This is a genomic window from Streptomyces sp. NBC_01003, assembly GCF_045162695.1.
Taxonomy (GTDB): Bacteria; Actinomycetota; Actinomycetes; order Streptomycetales; family Streptomycetaceae; genus Streptomyces.
Window position 1 is genome coordinate 8,629,500 of record NZ_CP108707.1, and the last position, 22,851, is coordinate 8,652,350.

Consider the following 22,851-nt stretch of genomic DNA (forward strand, 5'->3'; position numbering starts at 1 on the left):
ATCGTAGTACGGCACCTGTCAAACTACGACAGGTCTCGTACAATGGGCCTGACGCAACCGGAACGCACCCGCCACACCCATCCGCACACCGGGCCGAACGAAGTGGAGCCGCCGTGACGACCGCCGCACCGAGCAGCAGGGCGCTTGCTCACCCCACGCGTGACGAGATCCGCCTGGAGTCGGTGCTGCACGCGCTCGCCGACCCGATGCGCCTGCGGGTGGTGCGGGAGCTGGCGGCCGAGGAGGGCGAGGACGCGGAGCTCTCCTGTTCGCACTTCGTCCTGCCGGTCACGAAGTCGACCACCACGCACCACTTCCGCGTCCTGCGCGAGAGCGGCGTGATCCGGCAGATGTACCGGGGCACCGCCAAGATGAGCGTGCTGCGCCGCGCCGATCTAGAGGTGCTCTTCCCCGGGCTGCTCGACAGCGTTCTCGCGGCCGCCGCCCGGCAGGACGGCCGGCTCGGGGGCTGAACTCCCGCTTCCCGGAAGGTGGTTGAACAGCAGGTTGAGCGCGATCGCCGTGATGCAGCCCGCGCTGATCCCGCTGGTCATGACCGTCTGGAACCAGTCGGGGAACTTCGCGTAGATCCCGGGCACACCCACCGGAAGCACGCCCACCGCGACCGACACGGCGACGACCGTCAGGTTGTGGTTGCCGGCGAAGTCGACCCGGGCCAGCGTCCGCACACCGCTCGCCGCGACCGTGCCGAACATGACCAGGCCCGCGCCGCCGAGCACCGGCGCCGGGATGGCGGCGACGACCGCGCCCAGCTTGGGCAGCAGGCCGAGCAGCACCAGGATCCCGCCGGCCGTGGCGACGACCCAGCGGCTGCGCACCCGCGTCATGCCCACAAGGCCGACGTTCTGCGCGAACGCGGTGTACGGGAACGTGTTGAACACGCCGCCGAGGACCGTGGAGAAGCCGTCCGCGCGCAGGCCGTCCGCCAGTGAGCGCGGCTGGACGGGCCGCCCCGTCATCTCGCCCACCGCGATGAAGTCGCCCGTCGTCTCGGTCATCGTCACCAGCGCCACGATCAGCATCGACACGATCGCCGCGCCGTGGAACGTCGGTGTGCCGAAGTGGAACGGCGTGCTGATACCCACCCAGTGCGCGTCACCGACACCGCCGAAGTCCGTGAAACCGGTCGGCACCGCGACGGCCGTCCCGACGACCATGCCGACAAGTACCGCGACGCGGCTCAGGAACGGCGGCGCGAACCGCTGCACGGCCAGGACCACCACGAGGACGAACGCGGCCAGCGCGACGTTCTTCGGGGCGCCGAAGTCCTTTGAACCCGCGCCGCCCGCAACCCAGTTGCCCGCCACCGGCAGCAGCGAGACGCCGATGATCAGGATGACCGTGCCGGTGACCAGCGGCGGGAAGAAGCGCAGCAGCCTGCCGAAGACCGGCGCGAGCAGCATCATCGCGAGCCCGGCGACGATCACCGCCCCGTAGATCGCGGGAAGCCCGCCGCCCGTCGTGCCGATGAGCACCATCGGCGAGACCGCGGCGAACGTACAGCCCTGGACGATCGGCAGCCGTACGCCGAACCGCCACACCCCGACGCACTGGATCAGCGTCGCGATGCCGCACACCAGCAGATCCGCGGTGATGAGATACGCGAGGTCGGCGGGCGACAGCTTCATCGCGCCGCCCACGATCAGCGGCACGGCCACCGCGCCCGCATACATGGCGAGCACGTGCTGCAAACCGAACACGGCCAGCTGCCGCACGGGCGGCACCTCGTCGACGGGGTGTACGGATGGTGGGGCGGCCGGGGCTGCCATGGGCACTCCAAGGGGCTGTCGGAACGCGAACGCGCAGGCGAATGCGGGTGCGGGGCGGACAGCACGAGACCGTATGGGGCTTAAACGTTTTGTTGATTTCACGACTGTTGCCGGGATGTGTCGCCCTTCCCGGGCGTCACGCGACAGTGCGTATCGCTGCTCGGACGCTACGTCGTCCCGTCGCGGGCAGCCGCCAGCAGGCCCGCCCAGTCCGGGATCTTCACCGGGCCGCGCCCCAGGGACCGGCCCAGCTCCGCCTCCGCGCGCTCGATCGCGAGCCACCCGGGCCACTCGACGGCCGCACAGCCCGCCGCGCGAAGGCCGGGGAGCGCGTCATCCGGAACGGCCCGGGCGGCAAGCGCTGCGGCGTCGTCGAGCAGTGACTGCGCGGTCTCCTTGGCGCACGGGCGGTTGGTGCCGATCACGCCCGTCGGGCCGCGCTTGATCCAGCCCGCGACATACTCGCCGGGCGAGACCTCGCCGGCCCGCAGGATGCGCCCCTCGCGATGCGGCACGGTCCCGGTGGCCGCGTCGAACGGCAGCCCGTCCAAGGGCACTCCGCGGTATCCGACCGAGCGCAGGACGAGCTGGGCGTCGATGTCGTCGAACCGGCCGGTGCCGCTCACGCCGCCCGAGCCGTCCGGCGCGGTGTGCTCGAACCGCACGCCCGACACCCGGCCCGCGGCCCCCTCCAGGAGTGCCACCGGCCGCTGGAAGAAGCGCAGATGGATGCGGCGGGGGAGACCCGGCGACGGGCGCTCGGCCCAGCCGCGCAGCACCTCGACGTTCCGCCGGTTCGCCGCCGGGAGCCCCGACGGGTCGAGGTAGGCGGGATCGAGCGCCAACTCGGCCGGATCCACGACCACTTCGACCCCGGGCAGCGTGCCGAGCTCACGCAGCTCCTTGGTGGTGAACCGGGCCTGCGAAGGGCCGCGCCGCCCCACCATGTACACGTCCCGCACCCGGCTGTCGGCCAGTGCGCCGAGCGCCGCCTGCGGCATGTCGGTGGGCGCCAGCTCGGCCGCGCCGCGGGCCAGGATCCGCGTGACGTCCACGGCGACGTTGCCCACGCCGATGACGACGGCCGACTCCACACCCCGTACGAACCCCTCGGCCACCGCGTCCGGATGCGCGCTGTACCAGGAGACGAAATCGGTCGCCGACCAGCTGCCCGGCAGATCCTCGCCCGGTACGCCCAGATGGCGGTCGGTGGCGGCGCCCACGCAGTACACGACCGCGTGGTACATCTCCAGGAGCCGGTCGGGCGGCAGGCCGGGGCCGATCTCGACGCCGCCGACGAAGCGGACGCGCTCGTGCTCCAGGACCGTGCGCAGATTGTTCTGCAGCGACTTGATCTTCTCGTGGTCCGGTGCCACGCCGTAGCGCACCAGGCCGTACGGGCAGGGGAGCCGGTCGAGGACGTCCACATGGACGTCCGGCACCCGCTCCTGCTGGACCAGGCTCTGCGCGGTGTACACCCCGCTCGGCCCCGACCCCACAACGGCGACGCGCAGCACGGCGGACTCCTTCCGCAGGCCGACGGACTTCCAGCATGACACCGCGGGGGCCGGGCCGGGAGGGTACGACGCGCACGGAGCTCACCCGCAGGGCGTCAGGACATCTTCCGCATGCGCCCGATCTCGGCCGTCTGCTGCGCGATCACGTCGTTCGCCATCTCCTCGACCTGGACGTTGTTCCCCTCGGACAGCACGTCCGTCGCCATGGTGACCGCCCCGGTGTGGTGCGTGATCATCAGCTTCAGGAAGAGCTCGTCGAAGGCCGCGCCGTGCGCCGCGCGCAAGCTCTTCAGCTGCGCCTCGGTCGCCATCCCCGGCATCGCCCCGTGCTCGTGGTGCACGCCGCTCTCGCGCTCCCTGCCGTGGGAGTTCAGCCAGCCCTCCATGGCCCCGACCTCGGGCCCCTGCGCCGCGGCGATGCGCTCCGCGAGGCGCTTGACCTGGCCCGACTCGGCCCGCTTCGGGGCCAGTTCGGTCATCTGCAGCGCCTGTGTGTGATGCGCGATCATCATCTGCACGTAACTGAAGTCGGCCGAGTTGGGGCTGTCGTCCGGCCTGCGCTTCTGTGCGTCCTTGGCCGACAGCGTCTCGGCGCCCTCGCCCGGCTTGCCCGGCGCGATCACCGAAGGCCCGGGCCGCGCACGGGAGTTGGTGTCAGCGCCCCCGCCGTCCGGCGCCGTGTCACAGCCGCCGAGTACGAGCGCGGCCACCGCGACCGTCAACGGCAGAACAACTTTCATGACGAGTACGTTGCCATCTGTTGATCTGTGCATGATGAAGACGATACTCGTGGGGTCCGTGCTCCGCTCCCACGTGAACGAGGGATGCGGGGAAGTCCTCGACGAGGGAGACAGCAGTGACCCTGTTGGACACGTCCCGAACGCGACGCAGACGCCTGGGAGTTGCCACGACCGCGGCCGGGCTGCTGGCCGCGCTGCTCATGGGGGGCCCGGCGGCAGCGACCCCGGATCCGGGCGACACCCCGGCCAAGTCCGAGCGGCTCTCGAAGAGCGCGGCGGCCGACACCCGGGCGGCGATCGCGAACGGCGACATACCCGCCCAGGACGAGGTCGTCCACTCCGACAACATCGAACATCTCACCAACATCCCCAAGGACGTGCTGCCCGGCACCAATTCGGACCTCGCGTTCCAGGGCAAGTACGCCTTCGCGGGCAACTACGACGGCTTCCGCATCTTCGACATCAGCAACCCGACGGCCCCGAAGACCGTCGCGCAGGTCCTGTGCCCCGGATCGCAGAACGACATCTCCGTCTCCGGCGACCTGCTCTTCCTGTCGACGGACTCCTCGCGCAGCGACAACTCCTGTGCCAGCACCACCCAGCCCGCCACGGAGAAGTCCTCCTGGGAGGGCATGAAGGTCTTCGACATCAGCGACAAGAGGAACCCGAAGTACGTCGCCGCCGTCGAGACCGCCTGCGGCTCGCACACGCACACGCTGGTCCCGGAGAAGAAGAACGTCTACGTGTACGTCTCCTCGTACTCACCGAGCGCGACGTTCCCGGACTGCCAGCCGCCGCACGACGGGATCTCCGTCATCAAGGTGCCCCGCAAGGCGCCCGAGAAGGCCGCGATGGTGAACTTCCCCGTGCTGTTCCCCGGTGAGGGGCCGGACGGCGGCGGCAATCCGGGCGGACCCACCAACCCGGGCGTCTCCAAGACCACCGGCTGCCACGACATCACGGTCCTGCCCTCGAAGGACCTGGCCGCCGGCGCCTGCATGGGTGACGGCATCCTGTTCTCCATCAAGGACCCCGAGAACCCGAAGGTCATCGACCAGGTCGAGGACAACACCAACTTCGCGTTCTGGCACTCGGCGACGTTCAACCAGAAGGCCGACAAGGTCATCTTCACGGACGAGCTCGGCGGCGGCGGGGCGGCCACCTGCAACGAGGCCGTCGGGCCGGACCGTGGCGCCGACGGCATCTACGCCGTCGTCGGCAAGGGCGACCACCGCAAGCTGGTCTTCAAGAGCTACTTCAAGATCCCCCGCCACCAGGCGGACACCGAGAACTGCGTGGCCCACAACGGCTCGCTGATCCCCGTCAAGGGCAAGGACATCATGGTCCAGGCCTGGTACCAGGGCGGCGTCTCGGTCTGGGACTTCACCGACTCCTCGAAGCCGAAGGAGATCGGCTACTTCGAGCGCGGTCCGCTCACCACGGACACCCTTCAGGTGGGCGGTGCCTGGTCCGCGTACTACTACAACGGCTACATCTACTCGAACGACATCGCCAAGGGCTTCGACGTCCTGAAGCTCAGTGACCGGCGCACGGACCCGGCCAAGCGGGTCCGAATGGGCGAGCTGAACGTCCAGACGCAGCCGGACTACTTCGACTGAGACCCGGGACGTCCCGGCTCGAAGTACTGGGAGAAGTCCGGAGTGCTCTCCGGGCTTCTCCCGCCGGGCGCCGCGTCGTCCGGCGGGGTTCCGAGCTCCCACGCGAGCCCGTACCGGGCGAACAGCTCCGCCCGCAGGGTCGGCAGCGGCATCGGCGCCCCCGGGACCAGCGCCGCGAACACGGCACCCATCAGCTGGGAGCGCAGCAGCGGATAGTCGCGGTCGACGCTGAGCGAGCCGTTGCGCAGGACCGTGTCGCGCAGCAGCTCGGCGAGCCGCTGCTGCTCGGGGCACTGCACGAAGCCCTCGGCCTGGAGGATCCCCGCCATGTGCGTCCGCATCAGGACGGGGTGGTCGACGGCCAGGCCAAGGATCGCGTCGACGGCCCGCGCGAGGCGCTCCGGCCCGTCCTCGGTGTGCGGCTCGCGCTCCAGGGCCGCCTCCAGCGTCCGGTGCATGAGGCGGTGCACCGCGGACTGGAGCAGCTGCCGCTTGCCGGGGAAGTAGTACGACACCAGGCCTCGCGCCGAACCGGCGCGGTCCGCGATGTCGCCGAGGGTCGTCGCGTCGTACCCGCGCTCCCCGACGAGCTCGACCGTCGCCTGCAGAAGCCGCTCGCGGGAACGCCGTCGCAACTCCTCGTTGACCGATGCGCTGCGCGGGGACATCCTGTAACTCCTGCGTTGACTGGCTCACAGCCAGTATACTCAACGCGTCCCTGCCAGAGGGCCCTTTCCGGAACCTTTGGCCAGGGCTCTCGGGTGTATCCGGCGACGCGGGGGATCGTCGGATACACCCGGCCCTGCCGGTGTACGGACGGCGTCGGCGCCGTCCGTACACCGGCCCGGTACGGGCTCGCGATACGGGATACGGGATTCCGGCAGGGGTTCCGGTACGGCCGCCGGCGCCGGAAATCCCCACCGCGGCGGACGCCTCCCGGGCACACTGGCCCGATGCCGCAGCTGATCGCTCCCGACGTCCGCGTCCACGCCTCCTTCCTCGCCGCCATGGACGAGGCCCGCGCCGATGGCGCCGGCGGACCCGACGACGACTCCACTGCGGGGCTCAGCCTGCGCGCGTACGGAGACACCTGGCAGGACCCGGCCGTCTTCGCCGAATACGTCGCCCGCCTGCGGCTCACCCACGGACCGCGCAGCATCCTGCAGTACGACGTCGAGTGCACGACCCTCTGGTACGTCGACGGGGACACCTACCTCGGCCGCCTCGCCATCCGCCACCGCCTCACCGAGGCCTGGCTGCGCGACGGGCACATCGGCTACGACGTACGGCCCGGCGCCCGCGGCCGTGGACACGCCACCGCGATGCTCCGCGCCGCCCTCCCGCTCGCCGCGGACCTGGGCGTCGACCCCGCGCTGATCACCTGCGACTCGGACAACGCCGCCTCCCGCCGCGTCATCGAGTCCAGCGGCGCGGTGCGGGACGACTCGGGCGAGGACGACGGGGTGCTGCGGTACTGGGCGCCCACCCGATCCGGATCGCACACCGGGCGAACCCTCCCTACAGTGGGCAAGGGGTGACGGGCGGCCAATCAGGAGGCGTACCGACATGGATCAAGAGCAGATCCTGGCCCGGATCACGGCGATGGTCGACGACGAGAAGCGGCTCCGCGCGTCGCTCGCCTCCGGTGAGATCGACGGTGCGACCGAGCACGAGCGCCTGGCCGCCGTGGAGCGCGAACTCGACCAGTGCTGGGACTTGCTGCGCCAGCGCAGGGCCAAGACGGAGTTCGGCGACAACCCCGACGAGGCGAGGGCCAGGCCCGAGTCGCAGGTCGAGGGTTATGAGTCGTGAGGCCCGGTCGCGTCGTGACGGCCAGGCCCGATCGGATCAACTCTTACGGGTCAGCCGTGACGGGTCAGCCCTGACGGGTCACCTGCTCGCTGCGAGCCGCTCGTACGCCGTCACCGACACGGTCACCGTCAGTGCCCCCAGCAGCCAGCCGCCGAGCACGTCCGAGGGCCAGTGCACGCCGAGCCACAGCCGCGTGAGGCCCACGCCGACGACCGACACCACCGCGAGCGCGCACGCCGTGCGCCACAGGACGCGGCCCGCGCCGTAGCGGTGCAGCAGCCAGAGGGTCAGCCCGCACACCACCGTCGCCGTCATGGCGTGCCCGGAGGGGAAGGCCGCGTAGTGCGCGGAGTCCACGGGGTCGGTCCACACCGGGCGGTCACGGCCGACGGCCGCCTTCAGGCCCTGCTGGATCAGTGTGCCCACCGCACATGTGGCCACCACCCATAGTGCGAGCCACCAGGCGTTATGGCGCCATACAAGCCAGACGACGACCACGGCGCACAGGGCGCGCATCGTCCACGGGTCCCAGAACCAGTCCGTCAGAACGCGGTTCACCTGGGTCAGTCCGGGATCGTCGAGGGCCCAGCGGTGGACGGTGCGCGCCAGTTCGCCGTCCAGCGTCATCAGCGGTTCCCAGCGCGTGGCCACCGCGATCAGCAGCAGCGCGCTGAGGGCGGCGAGCACCGCCGTCGCGCGTGCGGGCCCTGGGTGCCGGGGATGGGGCGGGGAGTCGACCGGTGCCGGGTGCATGGGGAAGATCCTCACCCATGGACGGCGCCGGTGGCCATCATGCGGAGCGGGCGCGTCCGGCTCGGGTCGTCGGTCAGCCCAGCGCGCGCAGACCCGGAACGAACGTCACCAGGAGCGGCACCACCGGTACGAGCGCTGCCGCGGCGGTCAGGCGCAGACGCCGGGCCGGGGTGAGCCGCCGCGGCGGGGTCAGCAACCGGTGCACGCGCTGCGGCACATGGGCCTGCGGCGTGGGGCACGGGCCGAACACCCCGCGGTCCTCGTTGAGTTCGACCAGGGCGAGGGCGATGGTCAGCCGTCCGAAGCGGCGCGACGCCATGTCGTCGGCGGCCAGTTCGACGAGCCGGTGCATCTCGTCGCGGAACGCGGCGAAGACCGGAACCTGCGGGAAGCCCGTGGCCAGCGCACCCGAGCAGTGCAGCAGCCAGTCGTGCCGCCACTGCGCGTGGCCCATCTCGTGCGCGAGGACCGCGTCCAGCTGACGGCCCTTGAGGCGGCGCAAGGCGGCCGTCGTGATGACCAGTTGAGGCGCGGCGCCCGGCAGCCACCAGGCGTCGGGGCGCTCACCTTCGAGGACTACGAGTCGGTCGCTGCCCGGCTCCTCGCCCGGCAACAGCGGGGAACGCACCAGGAGTTCGGTGCGCCGCTGCCTGCGCCCGGCCCCCGAGCGGAAGATCTCCCGGGCGAGCATCGCCGCGGTCCACAGCCCGCCGAGCGCGAGCGTCACGGCCAGCGTCGCCGCCCATCCGCCGGCCGCCCGGAGCGCGTACGCGTCGACGACGGCATGCGGGGCGGACGCGAACACATGGCCCCGGACTGCCTGCCAGGCGGCGGCCGCGCTCAGCGTCATCGAGAGCGCGCAGCACAGGAGGACGCCGGCCACCACGCACTGCCACACCCACAGGGCAACCACCGGCTCGCGCTCCGGCCAGTCGGCCCGCGCGAGAAGGCGCGGGGCGAGGACAGCGGCGAGGGTGCCGAGCAGCAGCAGTGCTACGGGGACCGTCATGGCCTCAGCCTATGAGCCGGGGCTACCGGAGGGTACGGGCTGTCGCGTCAAGTGACGTACGCCACGGTTTTGAGCGGGCAGTTGTCCGCAATGGAGCAGTTTCCCGGGATCCCTGTCCGTACGGGCTCGCGGCGGCACCTCAACGGCCCCGGCCTGCGCGTCTGCAGGGTCGACAGGTCTTGCGCGTCTACATGGTCAGCAGCATCGCGACCATTCCGATGCCCATCGAGAGCCGGCAGGCCCGTGCCAGCTCCGGGCGGTCGCCCCACCCGGACGCCGGCGGGCCGCCCCCGGCCGCCGTCGCCACCGGCACCAACCGCGCCCCGGACCACAGCACGTAGCCCGTGAAATAGAGCAGGAGCAGACCGGTCACCAGCGGTGCGCCCGCCCCTGCGTGACCTGCGTGCCCGCCCGGCGCCGCGGCCATCGCCACCGCCATGTACGCCATGGCGAACGCGCCCACCAGGTGGTGCAGATGGTGCGCGCTCGAACGCGCCGCCCACAGCGCGCGCAGTGCCGCGGCCCCGAACACGACCGCGTACACCGCCCAGGCGGCGGGCGGTGGCGTGACCGCCGCGGCGGGTATCGCCATGAGCGCCATGCCGAAGCCCATGAGGGCCTCGCCGCCCGCGGCGCGGCGCTGCTCCTCGACCCTGCTGCGCATCCGCAGCAGGCAGTACGCCCCCGTCGCCGCGCACAGTGCGACGAGCAGCCAGGCGGCCGAGCCCGGTCCGTGCACGCGAACCTCCCCCAGTCGGACGCCGTACCGCGTCGGGGACGAGATGCCCGTGCACGGCGGGGCGCAATCGAGCGCAGGGGAGCACTGGGCGCTTTCGGCAGTGCGACCGTGCGCGGGTTGCGCGGTCGGCCTCCTGGGCCTGTCGGCGCCCGGGCGCGGGGCGCGGGAAAGTTTTCAGGTAAAACACTTGCTAAACTTCTCTGTATGAGCAGCGCGGAAACCCCCACCCCGACCTCCACACCGTCCCCGTCCAGGCCCCGGCCGATCCGTCGGCTCCCGCTCGCGGGGGTGCTGCGTCTCAACAAGCCGTCCGACATCTGGTTCAAGCCCGCGACGAGCGTCGTCGTGTCCGCGGCGGTGCCGAATCTGACGCTGCTCGCCCTCGGCCGCCTCGACCTCGCGATGTACACGATGGCCGGGTCGCTGTGCGCGCTCTACGCGCACAATCTGCCGTACGCGGCGCGAGCCCGGGCCCTCGCCTGGGTCGTCCTCGGCATGCTCGCGAGCCTCGCCGTGGCCCTGCTCACCGCCTCGCTCACCTCGTCGGCGGCCGTGCTCGTGGCGGTCGGCGCGCTTCTCGCCGCCGCCCAGAAGACCCTGTGCGACGCGACCCGCATCGGCCCGCCCGGCCACCTGATCCTCACGTTCATCAGCTCCGCCAGCCTCTTCGCCCCACAGACCCTGGGGCAGATACCCGGCCACCTGGCCCTGACGGCCGGTGCGGGCGCCGTGGCCTGGCTCGTCGGCATGGCACCCGCCCTCGTACGCCCGCACGGCCCGGAGCGGCGCGCCACCGCTCGCGCCCTGAACGCCGCCGCCGCGTACGTGAGCGCCGAGGGCGGTGCGCGCGAGCGGGCCAGGGCCGGTGCCGCCGCCGCTGTCCACGCCGCCTGGCAGTCCCTCCTCGCCACCGGCGGCCGGGGCGCCGCCCGTCGCGCCCTGGAGCGCCTGGTCGTGCGCGCCGAGGTCGCCCTCGCAGCCCCCGCCGACACCGACCCCGTACTCCTGCGCGACTGGGCCGCAGGCCTGAGCGGCACGGGCCCCGTCCCGCGCATCCGCCACGCGCACGCCCATGAAGTCGACGACGAAGTCCTCGGCATCGAGGCCGAACTCGCCTTCGGCAAGCCGTCGTTGTGGCGCAGGCTCGCCCCCGGCTCGCCTCTCCTGCCGGTCGCCCTGCGCACCGCCGTCGGCTGTGCCCTCGCCGGATACGGGTCCCTCGCACTCGGAATCGGCCGCCCTTACTGGGCCCTGGTCACCGCGGCCTCGCTCTACCAGGCCAACGTCACCCTCACCTGGAACCGCACGGTGCAGCGCGTGGCCGGCAATCTCGCCGGAGTGCTCGTCTTCGCCGCCGTGGTGCCCCTCGCCCACGCCGGCCAGATCTTCGTCGTCCTGTTCTGCCTGCTCTTCAGCTTCGGCGCCGAGGCGTTCATCTCCCGCAACTACTGGCTCGGCAGCGTCTGCGTGACCCCCATGGCGCTGCTGATCACCGAGTTCGCCAGGACGCAGGAGGCCGGCGAGCTCATCACGGACCGGGTCGTGGACACCCTCGTCGGGGCGCTGCTCGGCATAGTCGCCGCCGTGGTCGTCACCAACCGGCGCGCCGCCGACCACATCGAGCTGGCCCTCGAAGCGACCGACCGCGCCCGCGAGGCCGCGGAACGCACCCTCGACGCCCCGCGTCCTGAGCCCGGCGCCCTGGAGACCGCGCGCCGCAGGCTCGCCGCAGCCCTTGTCGAACTGCGCGCCGCCGACGACACCGCGGCCGGCGAATGGTGGCAGCGCGCCCTGCCCGAGGAGCGTGTGGTCACCGCTGAGCAGGCCGGACACCGTACGCTCGCGGCGACGGTCCGACGCGCGACGCTGAGGACCGTCCGGAACCCCGAGAACGCAGACGAGCACAGGGGCGGCAACGCCCGGGAGAACACGCGAGCATGACGACACGGAACGGCAGGGCGGCGGCGGACGACACCGTCGCAGCGGTGGTGCGGCAGTGGCAGACCGTCCACCCCGACATCGACACCGGGCCCATGGAGGTCATCGGGCGGATCAACCGCTGCGCCGCCCTCCTCCAGCAGGCCGAGGACGCCCCGCTGCGCCGCGCCGGGCTGACCCGCGCCGAGTTCGACCTGCTCGGCGCGCTGCGCCGCACCGGCCGCGAACTCACCCCGGGTGACCTCGCCCGGGAGACGTTCTCCTCGGGCGCCGCCGTCACCAAGCGGCTCAAACAGCTCCAGGAGCGCGGCCTGGTCGACCGGCGTGGCGACACCCGCGACCGGCGCGTCTCCCACCTCAGCCTGACCGATGCCGGCCGTGACCTCGTCGACGCGCTGCTGCCCGACCAGCTCGCGTACGAGAAAACGGTGCTTTCCGGCCTCGGTGGCGCCGGGCAGGGTCAACTCGGTGTACTGCTGGGCGAGTTGCTCGGTCAGCTCGAAGGCCGTCCGGGTGGTCCGCGCGCCTGATCCCGGCCCTTCTCGCAATGGCTTGGGATTTCACTCGAACGTCTTGATACGACCGCCCTCGATCTCCCGCCCGTCGCAGCCGCACAGGCGCAACGGCCCGAGTATGCCGAATTCCACTCGTTCTCCCCCGTCGATCCACCGCTGTTCCCGATGCCTCCGAGCTGGAGGTCGCCGGCGGCAGCCCGCGTCAGCCCCTACTCCGAGGGATCCTCCACGGCCGCCGCGAGCAACCGTCGCGTCTCCGGCTCCACATGGTCGGCGTAGTACTCGTACAGCGCCTCACGGCCGAGCCGGGCCGCGCGCGGCGCGTCGCCCGAGCTGATCGCGTCGAGCACCTGCCGGTGGTGGGTGATCGAGCGCTCCATCCAGGCGGCGGCGTCCGTGGCGCCCGCGATCTTCTCCTCGATGACCCCGACCACCGCCTCGTGCACCGCGCGGGCGCACAGGCCGAGCAGGGAGTTGCCGCTCGCCTCGGCGATGGCCCGGTGGAAGAGGGCGTCCGCCTCGCTGAAGGCGTGCAGGTTTCCCGTCGACGACTCGCCGAGGCGCTCCATCCGGTCGATCTGCTCCCGCATGCGGGCCAGGTCGTCGGGGGTGTGCAGGCGCGCGGCGAGGCGGTTGCTCTCCGCGTCGAGCACCATGCGGAACTGCACCAGTTCGCCGAGCGAGGCTATACGGGAACGGGTCAGGCGGCTCAGGGCCTGGCTGAGGTTGTCCGGGGAGACGCCGAGGACCTCGGCGCCCAGCGGGTCGCCCGGGCGGGAGCGGATCAGGCCCGCCGACTGGAGCACGCGCAGCGCCTCGCGGACCGTCGAGCGGCCCACGTCGAAGCGCACGACGAGTTCGCGCTCCGCCGGGAGCCGGGAGCCGGGCGGCAGGTCGCCGCTGAGGATGCGCTCCTCGATCTGCTGGGCCACCCGCTGATAGGCGCGGACCGGCTTCACCGGCTGGAAGAGATCGTCGTCGGGCGCCATGTGCCTCTCCGTGTCGGGCAGTTGTGCCGGAGTGAATCCATGATCCGGCCATTGACCCGGGCGTGAACGTGGGGGCAGAGTACGGGAAATCAACTGGTCTGACCAGTCGACTGGCCTCGTGGCCGCCCCGACCCGGAGGTGCGATGCGTTCCCGCTCAACAGCCCTGCCCGTCCCCGTGACCGACGCCGCGGCCGCGGTCGCCCTCACCCAGGAACTCGTCCGGCTGCGCACCGTCAACGCCGCGGGCGCCACCGAGGTGGAGCGCCCTGCCGCCGACCTCGTCCAGCGGCTCTTCACGGAGTTCGGCTGGAAGTACGAGGTGGTGGAGGTCGTCCCCGGGCGGCCCAACACCGTCGCGGTGGTCGAGGGCGGCGGCGGGGACGGCCCCACGCTGATGTTCGAGGGGCACATCGATGTCGTCACCGAGGGCGACACGGCCGACTGGACCGTCGATCCGTACGGCGCCGAGATCCGCGACGGAAAGCTCTGGGGCCGCGGCTCGGCCGACATGAAGTCCGGTGTCGCCGCCATGATCTACGGGGTCCGAGCCCTTCAGCTGGCCGGGCCCTTCCCCGGCCGGATCGTCGTCGGCGTGCTCTGCGACGAGGAGGGGCTGATGCTCGGCGCGAAGGCGTTCGCCGCGTCACCGCTCGCCCGCGAGGTGGACGGCGTCATCGTCTGCGAACCCGAGGGCTACGAGGTGTGCACCTCGGCGCGCGGCGGGGTCCGCCTCCGTCTCGACCTGCACGGCGTGATGGCCCACGGCGCCATGCCGCAGGAGGGCAGAAGCCCGATCGTCGCCGGCGCCCGCATCGTCGAGGCGCTCGCCGCCGTGCAGGAGTGGGCCGAGGAGCGCTACGGCGAGCATCCGCACGCGGGCCGCGTCACCGTCACCCCGACCGTGCTGCTCGGCGGCGACCCCGACCAGCTCAACGTGATCCCCGCGCACGGCGTCGTCGGCATCGACGTACGGACCGTCCCGGGCACCGACCACGCCGAACTCATCGATCGTGTCAGGGAGTTCGCACAGCGGGCGGCCTCCGGAGCGGGGGTGTCCGTCGAGGTCACCGTCGTCGACGACCGGCCCGCCATCGAGATCCCCGAGGACCACCCCGTGGTCACCGCGCTCGTGGACGCACACCGCCAAGTGCACGGCGAAGCACCACCGTTCGGAGCCGTGCCCGGCACCACCGACGGCACGATCCTGACCCGCGACGCCGGTCTCGCCACCGTCGTGTACGGCCCTGGCGGCAAATGGATCGCGCACCAGGCCGACGAGTACGTCGAGGTGCGCGAGATCGCCGAGTACACGCGTGTGTACGCGGCCGCCGCGCAGGCCTTCCTCACCGCCCGTACGGACGGGGGAGCGGCGCGATGACGTATCCGCGAGAAGTGCCCACGGGCCTGCCGGTCGGGGACGCCTGGGTTCCCGCGCCTTCGCAACGGCCCGTCGTCTTCCCGTACGACGGGAGCGAGTTCGCCTCGGCGCCCGTCGGCGACGTGGACCTCGCGCGGCGCGCCGTCGAGCACGCCGCCGGGCTCCGCAAGGCGGTCGCGGCCCTCTCTGCGCGCGTGCGGCGGGACGTGCTCGCCGGTGTCGCGGCCGACCTGGAAGGCGTCTCGTCCCGGATGGCGGAGCTGCTCGTCCTGGAGACCGGGAAGCCGAGAGTCGACTGCGACATCGAGATGCAGCGCGCCGCCGCGACCTGGCGGGCCGCCGCCGACGAGGTGGCCCACCTGCACGGCGAGACCGTCCCGCTGGACCTCCAGGCCTCCGGCGACGGCATGTTCGGGTTCTGGATGCGCAGGCCCATCGGGGTCGTCGTCGGCATCGCCGGCTTCAACTACCCCGTACTCCTCGCCTCCCACAAGATCGCCCCGGCGCTCGCCGCGGGCTGTCCCGTGATCGTGAAGCCCGCACCGGCGACCCCGCTCGCCACCCTCTGGCTCACCCACCTCGTCCGCGAGCGCCTCGCCGCGGCCGGCGCGCCGCCCGGAGCGGTCCAACTCGTGACAGGCGACACCGAGGTGGGCCGCACCCTCACCACGCATCCCGACGTCGCGGCGGTCTCCTTCACCGGCTCCGCCACGGTCGGGCACCGCATCGCGCGCGACGCGGCGCCCCGCAAGGTCGTCCTCGAACTCGGCTCCAACGCGGCGCTCGTCGTCGCGGCGGACGCCGACCTCGACGCGGCCGCCGACGCCGTGGCCCGCGGCGGCTACTACGCGTCCGGGCAGGCGTGCATCTCGGTCCAGCGGGTCATCGCCGTCGAGGAGATCGCCGGCGCCCTGGAGAAGAAGATCGCTGAACGGCTGCCCGACGTCGTGGTCGGCGACCCGCGCGACGCCGGCACCCGGGTCTCCGCGCTCATCGACGAAGCCGCCACCGAGCGCGTCCTCGACTGGATCGGCCGGGCCAGGGCGGCCGGTGCCCGGGTCGTCGCGGGCGGCAGCCGCACCGGCGCGCGGTGCCTCGCCCCGACCTTGCTCGCGGACGTCCCCGACGGCGAACCCGCCTGGGACGAGGAGGTGTTCGGCCCCGTCGTGTGCCTGCGCACCGTCCCCGGCCTCGATGCCGCGTACGACCTGGTCAACGCGAGCCGGTACGGGCTGCACGCCGCGGTCTACACCCGCGACCTCGGCGCCGCTTTCCGTGCGGTCGACGCGCTCGACGTCGGCGGCGTCGTCATCAACGAAGTCCCCGGATACCGCAGCGACATCGCCCCGTACGGCGGCGTCAAGGACTCCGGCGCCGGACGCGAGGGGCCACGGTTCGCCATCGAGGAGCTGACGGTCACGCGGATGGCCGTCATCCGCCCCTGACGGATCACGTCAGCAGACAGAAAGGCAGCAGCACTTCATGGACTACGCGAATCTGTTCCGGCTCGACGGCAGGCGCGTCGCGGTCGTCGGCGGAGCGGGCGGCATCGGCCGTGAGGCCGTCCGCGCGCTCGTCGCCCAGGGCGCCGACGTCGTGGTCGCCGACCGGGACGAGAAGGGCGCCGAGCAGACCGTCGCCCTGGCCGGCGCGGACGCGGTCCGGTCCGGCACCGCGTCCGCCTACGCCCTCGATGTCCTCGACCCCGAGGCGATCCGCGCCGCCGCCGACGCGTGGGGCCCCCTCGACGCGCTCGTCGTCACCGTCGGCGCCAACGTCCGCAAACGCATCGCCGACTACACGCTCGACGAGTTCGACCGCGTCATCGCCCTCAACCTGCGTGCCTATGTCAGCCTCGTCCAGACGTTCGCCCCCGGCATGGCGGAGCGCGGCCGCGGCAGCGTCGTCGGCTTCGCCTCCATGCGGGCCTTCCAGGTGGAGGCGGGCCAGAGCGTGTACGCCGCGTCGAAGGCCGGCCTCATCCAGTTCCTGCGCACCGCCGCCGCCGAATGGGGCCCACGGGGCGTGCGGTTCAACGCCGTCGCCCCCGGCGTCGTCCGCACCCCGCTCACCGACCAGATCGCCGCGGACCCCGCCTGGTACGACGCCTACGCCCAGGCCTCCGCGCTCAGGCGCTGGGCTCGCGCCGACGAACTCGCCGGTGCCGTCGCCTACTTGGTCTCCGACGCGTCGACGTACGTCACCGGCAGCGTCCTGACCGTCGACGGCGGCTGGACCGCGGTCGACGGCCGCTACGACCCCACGCTCTGAACAATCCGCCGCCCTTCCCCCTCAAGGAAGTTCATGTCCCCCACAGACGAGGCCGCCGGCCGCTCCCCGGAGCCGGACCCGCGCGAGGCCGACCCCCTCGATTCCCCGGAGCCCGACCCCCTCGAAGGACTCCCCACCCTCGGCGGCCAGGCCCGCCGCTCCCTCTGGATACTGCTCGTGCCCGTCGTCCTCTACGGCGCCGCGCCCTTCGTCGCCAACCGCATCGAACCCCGCATCCTGGGCGTCCCGTTCCTGCTGGCCTGGGTCATCGCCGCCACGGTCATCAGCCCCGTCGCCATCTGGCTGGTCGCCCGCTTCGACCCGGCGTACCGCACCGGCGCCGTCGAACCCGTCCCCGCCGACGAGGGAGGCACCCGATGAGCGGCTCCGCAGCCGTCGCGACGACCGTGTTCGGCCTCGCCATGGTCGCCACCATCCTGATCGGCCTGCTCAGCGCGCGCGGCCGGTCCAAGGGCCTCGCCGAGTGGTCGGTGTCCAGCCGCGGCCTCGGCGTGATGTTCATCTGGCTCCTGATGGCCGGCGAGACGTACACCAGCTTCTCGTTCCTGGGGACCGCCGGCTGGTCGTACTCCTTCGGCGCCCCGATCCTCTACCTCGTCGCCTACCTCACCGTAGGCTTCGCCGTCGCCTACATCGTGGGCCCCGCCCTGTGGACTTACGCCTCCCGGCACCGTCTCATCTCGATCGCCGACATCGCCGAATTCCGGTTCCGCTCACGGCCGTTGGGGATTCTCGTCGCCGTCGTCGGGACCGTGTTCCTCGTGCCGTACATCCAGGTGCAGATCCAGGGCATGGGCGTCGTCGTCAACGCGATGACGTACGGGAGCGTCGACCTGCACGTCGCCGCAGTGATCTCGTTCGTCGTCGCCGAGGTGTTCATCCTCGTGTCGGGGCTGCGCGGCTCCGCCTGGGTGAGCGCGCTCAAGGACGTACTGGTGATCCTCGCGGTCGTCTTCCTCGCGGTCTACATCCCCATGCACTACCTCGGCGGATTCTCCGACTTCATGCAGCGCATGGTCACCGAGAAGCCCGAGTGGCTCACCTTCCCCGGACACGTGTCCGGCGGGCGCAACGCCGCCTGGTTCCTGAGCACCGTCGTCCTCAACGCCGTCACCATCACCATCTTCCCGACCACCGTGGCCGGCTACCTCAGCGCGAAGAGCCCCAACGCGCTGCGGCGCAACGCCCTGCTGCTGCCGTGGTACCAGCTCCTCCTGTTCGTACCGATGATGGTCGGCGCCACCGCGCTGTTCGTGCTGCCGGGCCTCGGCAACCCCGACCTCGCCCTGTTCAAGCTGGTCACCGACTCGCTGCCGTCGCCCGTCGTGGCGGTCATCGGCGTCGCGGGCGCCCTGTCGGCGATCGTGCCGATGAGTGTCTTCATGCTGTCCATCGGCACCCTGTGGGGAAAGACCGTCCTCGGCGGCGGCAACGGCGCCGACCCGCGCCGCCCGCGGCCGGCCGTCACCGACGACCACGACCTGCGCACCAAGCGCCGCTCGCAGGCGGTCTGCGTCCTCGCGGGCCTGGTCGCGCTCGGCGGCAGCCTCTTCTACCCCAACACCCTCGTCCAGCTGTCCGTCCTGTCCTACGAGGGCCTGGCCCAGCTCGTGCCCGTCGTACTGCTCTCCCTGTTCTGGCGGCGCATGACCGCCCGCGCCGGGATCTCGGGCATGCTCGTCGGGCTCGCCGTGATGACGGGGCTGTGGGCCACTGACAACGACCCGTGGCACGGGGTCAACGGCGGCATCATCGCGCTGGCCGCGAACCTCGTGGTGACGTTCGCGGTCACCCGCGCGACACCGGCCCCGACCGCCCCCGCCCCGCAACGGCCCACTGTCCCGGCCGCCTCGGCGGCCCAGGCGAAGGAGTCCTGATGATCGACGAGACCGCACCCGCCGTCCTCCGCCGCGCCGCCCCGCAGGACCGACTCCCCGGCGCGCCAGAGGCGCTGCGGATCCTCACGCCGGGCTCGGCGGAAGCGGAGGGCGGCGCCCAGGTGTACGCGGCGACGGAGGAGACGTACCGGTGAACTCGCAAGCAGCGAACGACTTCGAGATACCCGGCCTCGCCGGACCCGTGGAGATCCTCGTCGACCAGTGGGGCGTCCCCCATCTCTACGCCGGCTCCCAGGACGACCTGTTCCTGGCGCAGGGCTTCAACGCGGCCCGCGACCGCCTCTTCCAGCTGGACCTGTGGCGCCGCCGCGGACTCGGCCTCCTGTCCGAGGTGTTCGGCAAGCGGTACGTCGAACACGACCGCGCCGCCCGCCTGTTCCTCTATCGCGGCGACATGGCCGAGGAGTGGAGCGCGTACGGCGAGGACACCGAACAGATCACCACGGCGTTCGTGAACGGCATCAACGCCTACGTGTCCCTGTGCCGCCGCGACGCTTCCCAACTCCCGCCAGAATTCGTGACGTTGGGCTACCAGCCGGCATTCTGGGAGCCCTCGGACGTCGCCCGGATCCGCAGTCACGGCCTGCAGTACAACCTCCACGACGAGGTCGCCCGCGCCTGCACCCTGCGCGACCACGGCACCGGCGTCGAAGACATGCGCCGCCGCCGCGAACCCGCCCCGCACCACCTCACCGTCCCCGAGGGCCTCGATCTGAGCGTCATCCCGGACGACGTGCTGCGCGTGTACGACCTGGCGACGGTCCCGCCCTGGCCCGACGCCGCCGCCCTCCAGGGCATCGACGGCTCCAACAACTGGGTGCTCGCGCCGTCCCGGACCGTCACCGGCCGCCCCATCCTCGCCAACGACCCGCACCGCGCGGTCACCCTGCCCGCCCTGCGCTACATCGCGCACCTGACCGCACCCGGCATCGACGTCATCGGCGCGGGCGAACCCGCCCTGCCCGGCCTCTCCATCGGCCACAACGGGAACATCGCGTTCGGCTTCACGATCTTCCCGATCGACCAGGAGGACCTGTACGTCTACGAGACCGACCCCGACAACCCCCGCGCCTACCGCTACAAAGGCCGCTGGGAAGCCATGACCCGCGTCACCGAGACCATCCCGGTCAAGGACGGGGAGCCGGTCGAGGCCGAGCTGTGGTTCACCCGGCACGGCCCCGTCATCCACGAACACCCCACGCACGACGCCGCGTTCGCCGTGCGCGCCGCCTGGCTCGGCCCCGGCATGGCGCCCTACCTCGGCAGCACCGGCTACATGCGGGCCGAAGGCCCCGACGCGTTCCTCGCCGCCCTGCGACGCTGGGGCGCGCCCGGCGAGAACCAGGTGTACGCCGCGCCCGACGGCACCGTCGGCTGGCGCCCCGCGGGCCGCGTCCCGGTCCGCCCGAACTGGGACGGCACCCTGCCCGTGCCCGGCGACGGCCGGTACGAATGGGACGGCTTCCTCGACGCCGACGCGCTGCCCGCCGAACGCGATCCGGACCAGGGCTGGTTCGCCACCGCCAACCAGATGAACCTGCCGCCCGGCTACCCGAACGACCGCGCCACGGTCACGTACGACTGGTACGCCCCCACCCGCCACCACCGCATCGCCGAAGAGCTCGACGCGCGCACGGACTGGACCGTCGAGGACTGTGTACGGCTCCAGACAGACACGGTCAGCCTGCCCGCGCGCCGCATCCTGCCGCTGCTCGCCGATCTGGCCGGCGACGACGAACCGACGGCGCGGGCCATCGGCCTGCTGCGGCACTGGGACGCCGACGTCACGGCGGACTCGGCGGCCGCCGCGCTCTTCGAGGTCTGGTACCGCCGCCATCTGCGCCCCGCCGTCCTCGACAAGGCACTGCAACAAGTCGCCCCCGACGCCGAACGCGCTGCGGCCCTCGCCCGGATCCTGCCGCCCGACGACCCGACCTCCGACCCCCGCGTCGACCTGGACCTGCTCACCGGCGCGGAGACCACCCTCGACCCGGGCACCCTGCTCGCCACTTTGACCGCCGCCGTCGCCGACCTCTCCGCCCTCCTCGGACCCGACCCGGCCGCATGGACCTGGGGCGCGCTCCACCACGCCCGCGTGTTCCACCCGGTGACCGCCCTCCACGACGGACCGCAGCCGCCGTGGGCGTCGGTCGGTCCCGCCCCGCGCGGCGGCAGCGGTGACACCGTGGGCGTCGCGCCGTACGGACCCGACTTCCGCCAGACGACGGGCGCCACGTTCCGCCTGGTCGTCGACGTCGGCTCCTGGGACGACTCGGTGGCCATGAACTCACCGGGCCAGTCCGGGAATCCGGACAGCGAGCATTACAGCGACCTGTTCTCCACCTGGGCCGCCGACGGTTCCTTCCCGCTCCTCTACACCCGCGGGCAGGTAGAGAAGCACACGACGCGGACGATCACCCTGCGTCCGCCCGCGCCGGCCACCCCTCAGGACCCGAACGGGAGATAGTCCACGTCACTGCCCCTGGCCCTGTCACTGGCCCTCGACATGCGCCGTCACCATCGCGTGCACTTCCTCCGGCGTCAGATACGCGTCCGTCTTCTCGAAGTCCTTCAGCGTCGCGGGCCGCTCAGCCTGGAACCCCGTCCGCACGAAGTCGTCGCCGGCGACGGCGTTGAGCCCCCAGTTCGCCGCCGTGCGGAAGCGGGCCGTCCCGGTGCGCAGCGCGCCCAGGTGGTAGGCCCGTGCGACGACCTGGGCGGGCAGCCCGGTCAGCTGCACACCCAACGGCTTGGACACCGCCTGAACGCCGCCCAGGTCCACCACGAGCCCCAGGTCCTTGTGCCGGTACGGCTTCAGCGGCTGTCCGTGCAGCGCGGCCGCCACGTTCTTCGCGGCCGCCCAGCCCTGCCGCATGGCGTGCTGGGCGGTCGGCGGGCAGATCGCGTCGGTGCCCTTCTCCAGGTCCGGCACGGCGGCCGCGTCACCGAGCGCGAACACACCGTCGAGCCCCGGAACCCTCAGATCCGGCTCCACGACGAGCCGGCCCCGGTTCGTCTCCGCGCTGAGCGTCGCGATCAGCGGGCTCGGGGCGACACCTGCCGTCCAGATCAGCGTGCGGCACGGCAGTACACGGCCGTCCGTGAGTGTCACCGTGTCCTCGGTCGCCTTCGCCACGGAGACCCCGAGCGACACATGCAGCCCGCGCCGCTCCACGATCGACAGGGCCTTCTCGCCGAGCCGGTCGCCGAGCTCGGGCATCAACTTGGGGGCGATGTCGACGAGATGCCACTTGATCTGCGCCGGGTCGAGCCCCCGAAGGCGCTTGGCGGCGGCGGTGGTCAGGCGCTGCAGATAGGCGGCCGTCTCCGTACCGGCGTACCCGCCGCCCACCACCACGAACTGCAGCCGCGACTCCCGCTCGGCGGGGTCGGTGCTGGCCGCGGCCAGGTCGAGCTGCGAGATGACGTGGTCGCGGATCCAGGCCGCCTCCGCCAGCGTCTTCACGCCGACCGCGTACTGGTCCACACCGGGGATGTCGAACTGCCGCGTGACGCTGCCCGGCGTCAGGACGAGGTAGTCGTAGCGCTCCACCACCGTCTCGCCGTTGATCTTCCGTACGACGACGGCCTTCGCCTCGGGGTCCACACCCACCGCGCCGCCCGGCACGATGCCGGTGTGCCGCAGCATGCGGCGCAGCGGCACGGCCACCGACTGCGGAGTGAGCACGCCCGAGGCGACTTGGGGGAGCAGCGGCAGGTACAGCTGATGGTCGAACGGACTGACCAGCCTCAGCTGTGCCTCGCCCGGCTTGAGGATCTTCTCCAGCTTGTGCGCGCACTCCATGCCGGCGAATCCGCCGCCGACGATCAGGATCCGAGGAGCTGCCATGTGATGTCTCT

The 22,851-nt window shown here is 72.1% G+C and carries 22 protein-coding genes; 13 read left to right on the top strand and 9 right to left on the bottom strand.

Going from position 1 to position 22,851, the window contains the following annotated elements:
- Nucleotides 1–113 precede the first annotated feature (113 nt).
- A complete protein-coding gene (locus OG698_RS39415; RefSeq protein WP_100598817.1) occupies nucleotides 114–473 on the top strand; it encodes a helix-turn-helix transcriptional regulator in 360 nt (119 codons plus the stop codon).
- On the opposite strand, the gene OG698_RS39420 is transcribed toward OG698_RS39415, so the two are convergent.
- The 3 genes from OG698_RS39420 to OG698_RS39430 form a co-directional block, all read right to left on the bottom strand.
- Entirely contained in the window at nucleotides 396–1,790 is a 1,395-nt protein-coding gene (locus OG698_RS39420) for a nucleobase:cation symporter-2 family protein (RefSeq protein ID WP_406108843.1), read from the bottom strand. The two genes, OG698_RS39415 and OG698_RS39420, sit on opposite strands and share 78 nt — an antisense overlap.
- A gap of 167 nt (nucleotides 1,791–1,957) precedes the next feature.
- Nucleotides 1,958–3,307, bottom strand: coding sequence for an FAD-dependent oxidoreductase (locus OG698_RS39425; RefSeq protein ID WP_406108845.1), 1,350 nt, complete (start codon nucleotides 3,305–3,307; stop codon nucleotides 1,958–1,960).
- 95 nt (nucleotides 3,308–3,402) lie between these two features.
- Nucleotides 3,403–4,047 carry a DUF305 domain-containing protein gene (locus OG698_RS39430; RefSeq protein ID WP_406108847.1) on the bottom strand — a complete coding sequence of 215 codons (645 nt, stop codon included), beginning with the start codon at nucleotides 4,045–4,047 and terminating at the stop codon, nucleotides 3,403–3,405.
- Between the two features lie 116 nt (nucleotides 4,048–4,163).
- Here OG698_RS39430 and OG698_RS39435 point away from each other — a divergent pair, with 116 nt between their 5' ends.
- Entirely contained in the window at nucleotides 4,164–5,666 is a 1,503-nt protein-coding gene (locus tag OG698_RS39435) for an LVIVD repeat-containing protein (RefSeq protein ID WP_399983185.1), read from the top strand.
- Here OG698_RS39435 and OG698_RS39440 read toward each other — a convergent pair.
- A complete protein-coding gene (locus OG698_RS39440; protein WP_399983182.1) occupies nucleotides 5,654–6,334 on the bottom strand; it encodes a TetR/AcrR family transcriptional regulator in 681 nt (226 codons plus the stop codon). The genes OG698_RS39435 and OG698_RS39440 overlap by 13 nt on opposite strands.
- A 285-nt stretch (nucleotides 6,335–6,619) precedes the next feature.
- On the opposite strand from OG698_RS39440, the gene OG698_RS39445 reads away from it, so the two are divergent.
- Nucleotides 6,620–7,204, top strand: coding sequence for a GNAT family N-acetyltransferase (locus OG698_RS39445; RefSeq protein ID WP_406108849.1), 585 nt, complete (start codon nucleotides 6,620–6,622; stop codon nucleotides 7,202–7,204).
- A 28-nt stretch (nucleotides 7,205–7,232) separates the two neighbouring features.
- Complete coding sequence (locus tag OG698_RS39450; protein WP_399983177.1) at nucleotides 7,233–7,478, top strand: DUF2630 family protein; 246 nt, start codon at nucleotides 7,233–7,235, stop codon at nucleotides 7,476–7,478.
- Nucleotides 7,479–7,556: 78 nt separating this feature from the next.
- Here OG698_RS39450 and OG698_RS39455 read toward each other — a convergent pair whose 3' ends face one another.
- From OG698_RS39455 to OG698_RS39465, 3 genes are all read right to left on the bottom strand, one after another.
- The gene (locus tag OG698_RS39455; RefSeq protein WP_406108851.1) at nucleotides 7,557–8,231 is read right to left on the bottom strand and encodes a phosphatase PAP2 family protein; all 675 of its coding nucleotides are present in this window, start codon (nucleotides 8,229–8,231) and stop codon (nucleotides 7,557–7,559) included.
- A 73-nt stretch (nucleotides 8,232–8,304) separates the two neighbouring features.
- Nucleotides 8,305–9,240: a M56 family metallopeptidase gene (locus OG698_RS39460; protein ID WP_406108853.1), complete on the bottom strand. Its 936-nt coding sequence runs from the start codon at nucleotides 9,238–9,240 to the stop codon at nucleotides 8,305–8,307.
- Nucleotides 9,241–9,427: 187 nt separating this feature from the next.
- Nucleotides 9,428–9,979, bottom strand: coding sequence for a DUF5134 domain-containing protein (locus OG698_RS39465; RefSeq protein ID WP_406108855.1), 552 nt, complete (start codon nucleotides 9,977–9,979; stop codon nucleotides 9,428–9,430).
- A gap of 204 nt (nucleotides 9,980–10,183) precedes the next feature.
- Between OG698_RS39465 and OG698_RS39470 the strand changes: the two genes are divergently transcribed.
- Both OG698_RS39470 and OG698_RS39475 read left to right on the top strand, forming a co-directional pair.
- A complete protein-coding gene (locus tag OG698_RS39470; RefSeq protein WP_406108857.1) occupies nucleotides 10,184–11,920 on the top strand; it encodes an FUSC family protein in 1,737 nt (578 codons plus the stop codon).
- Nucleotides 11,917–12,447 (top strand): MarR family winged helix-turn-helix transcriptional regulator, encoded by a 531-nt coding sequence (locus OG698_RS39475; RefSeq protein WP_406108858.1) that lies wholly within the window; start codon nucleotides 11,917–11,919, stop codon nucleotides 12,445–12,447. Before OG698_RS39470 ends, OG698_RS39475 begins: the two co-directional genes overlap by 4 nt.
- A gap of 194 nt (nucleotides 12,448–12,641) precedes the next feature.
- Here the strand turns inward: OG698_RS39475 and OG698_RS39480 are convergent, their stop codons facing one another.
- Nucleotides 12,642–13,421 (bottom strand): FadR/GntR family transcriptional regulator, encoded by a 780-nt coding sequence (locus tag OG698_RS39480; protein ID WP_100598803.1) that lies wholly within the window; start codon nucleotides 13,419–13,421, stop codon nucleotides 12,642–12,644.
- A gap of 143 nt (nucleotides 13,422–13,564) precedes the next feature.
- Here OG698_RS39480 and OG698_RS39485 point away from each other — a divergent pair, with 143 nt between their 5' ends.
- The 7 genes from OG698_RS39485 to OG698_RS39515 are packed head-to-tail and all read left to right on the top strand — an operon-like array spanning nucleotide 13,565 to nucleotide 21,457.
- Complete coding sequence (locus OG698_RS39485) at nucleotides 13,565–14,800, top strand: M20 family metallopeptidase (RefSeq protein WP_406108860.1); 1,236 nt, start codon at nucleotides 13,565–13,567, stop codon at nucleotides 14,798–14,800.
- On the top strand, nucleotides 14,797–16,245 hold the full coding sequence (locus tag OG698_RS39490; RefSeq protein ID WP_406108862.1) for an aldehyde dehydrogenase family protein: 1,449 nt from the start codon (nucleotides 14,797–14,799) through the stop codon (nucleotides 16,243–16,245). The genes OG698_RS39485 and OG698_RS39490 overlap by 4 nt, the downstream gene beginning before the upstream one ends.
- A gap of 37 nt (nucleotides 16,246–16,282) precedes the next feature.
- The gene (locus tag OG698_RS39495) at nucleotides 16,283–17,071 is read left to right on the top strand and encodes an SDR family NAD(P)-dependent oxidoreductase (protein WP_399983159.1); all 789 of its coding nucleotides are present in this window, start codon (nucleotides 16,283–16,285) and stop codon (nucleotides 17,069–17,071) included.
- 33 nt (nucleotides 17,072–17,104) lie between these two features.
- Nucleotides 17,105–17,452 (top strand): DUF3311 domain-containing protein, encoded by a 348-nt coding sequence (locus tag OG698_RS39500; RefSeq protein ID WP_406108864.1) that lies wholly within the window; start codon nucleotides 17,105–17,107, stop codon nucleotides 17,450–17,452.
- Nucleotides 17,449–18,969, top strand: coding sequence for a sodium:solute symporter (locus OG698_RS39505; RefSeq protein ID WP_406108866.1), 1,521 nt, complete (start codon nucleotides 17,449–17,451; stop codon nucleotides 18,967–18,969). The genes OG698_RS39500 and OG698_RS39505 overlap by 4 nt, the downstream gene beginning before the upstream one ends.
- On the top strand, nucleotides 18,969–19,124 hold the full coding sequence (locus OG698_RS39510; protein ID WP_406108868.1) for a hypothetical protein: 156 nt from the start codon (nucleotides 18,969–18,971) through the stop codon (nucleotides 19,122–19,124). The genes OG698_RS39505 and OG698_RS39510 overlap by 1 nt, the downstream gene beginning before the upstream one ends.
- Complete coding sequence (locus OG698_RS39515; protein WP_406108870.1) at nucleotides 19,121–21,457, top strand: penicillin acylase family protein; 2,337 nt, start codon at nucleotides 19,121–19,123, stop codon at nucleotides 21,455–21,457. The genes OG698_RS39510 and OG698_RS39515 overlap by 4 nt, the downstream gene beginning before the upstream one ends.
- A gap of 24 nt (nucleotides 21,458–21,481) precedes the next feature.
- Here the strand turns inward: OG698_RS39515 and OG698_RS39520 are convergent, their stop codons facing one another.
- Nucleotides 21,482–22,840 carry an NAD(P)/FAD-dependent oxidoreductase gene (locus OG698_RS39520; protein WP_406108872.1) on the bottom strand — a complete coding sequence of 453 codons (1,359 nt, stop codon included), beginning with the start codon at nucleotides 22,838–22,840 and terminating at the stop codon, nucleotides 21,482–21,484.
- Nucleotides 22,841–22,851: the final 11 nt, after the last annotated feature.

What these genes read in the sequence shown, in the direction of transcription:
- OG698_RS39470 (WP_406108857.1), top strand. Translation starts at nt 10,184, where the DNA reads ATGAGCAGCGCGGAAACCCCCACCCCGACCTCCACACCGTCCCCGTCC.
- OG698_RS39460 (WP_406108853.1), bottom strand. Translation starts at nt 9,240, where the DNA reads ATGACGGTCCCCGTAGCACTGCTGCTGCTCGGCACCCTCGCCGCTGTC.
- OG698_RS39490 (WP_406108862.1), top strand. Translation starts at nt 14,797, where the DNA reads ATGACGTATCCGCGAGAAGTGCCCACGGGCCTGCCGGTCGGGGACGCC.
- OG698_RS39455 (WP_406108851.1), bottom strand. Translation starts at nt 8,231, where the DNA reads ATGCACCCGGCACCGGTCGACTCCCCGCCCCATCCCCGGCACCCAGGG.
- OG698_RS39485 (WP_406108860.1), top strand. Translation starts at nt 13,565, where the DNA reads ATGCGTTCCCGCTCAACAGCCCTGCCCGTCCCCGTGACCGACGCCGCG.
- OG698_RS39420 (WP_406108843.1), bottom strand. Translation starts at nt 1,790, where the DNA reads ATGGCAGCCCCGGCCGCCCCACCATCCGTACACCCCGTCGACGAGGTG.
- OG698_RS39520 (WP_406108872.1), bottom strand. Translation starts at nt 22,840, where the DNA reads ATGGCAGCTCCTCGGATCCTGATCGTCGGCGGCGGATTCGCCGGCATG.
- OG698_RS39450 (WP_399983177.1), top strand. Translation starts at nt 7,233, where the DNA reads ATGGATCAAGAGCAGATCCTGGCCCGGATCACGGCGATGGTCGACGAC.
- OG698_RS39480 (WP_100598803.1), bottom strand. Translation starts at nt 13,421, where the DNA reads ATGGCGCCCGACGACGATCTCTTCCAGCCGGTGAAGCCGGTCCGCGCC.
- OG698_RS39510 (WP_406108868.1), top strand. Translation starts at nt 18,969, where the DNA reads ATGATCGACGAGACCGCACCCGCCGTCCTCCGCCGCGCCGCCCCGCAG.
- OG698_RS39495 (WP_399983159.1), top strand. Translation starts at nt 16,283, where the DNA reads ATGGACTACGCGAATCTGTTCCGGCTCGACGGCAGGCGCGTCGCGGTC.
- OG698_RS39445 (WP_406108849.1), top strand. Translation starts at nt 6,620, where the DNA reads ATGCCGCAGCTGATCGCTCCCGACGTCCGCGTCCACGCCTCCTTCCTC.
- OG698_RS39430 (WP_406108847.1), bottom strand. Translation starts at nt 4,047, where the DNA reads ATGAAAGTTGTTCTGCCGTTGACGGTCGCGGTGGCCGCGCTCGTACTC.
- OG698_RS39505 (WP_406108866.1), top strand. Translation starts at nt 17,449, where the DNA reads ATGAGCGGCTCCGCAGCCGTCGCGACGACCGTGTTCGGCCTCGCCATG.
- OG698_RS39440 (WP_399983182.1), bottom strand. Translation starts at nt 6,334, where the DNA reads ATGTCCCCGCGCAGCGCATCGGTCAACGAGGAGTTGCGACGGCGTTCC.
- OG698_RS39475 (WP_406108858.1), top strand. Translation starts at nt 11,917, where the DNA reads ATGACGACACGGAACGGCAGGGCGGCGGCGGACGACACCGTCGCAGCG.
- OG698_RS39500 (WP_406108864.1), top strand. Translation starts at nt 17,105, where the DNA reads ATGTCCCCCACAGACGAGGCCGCCGGCCGCTCCCCGGAGCCGGACCCG.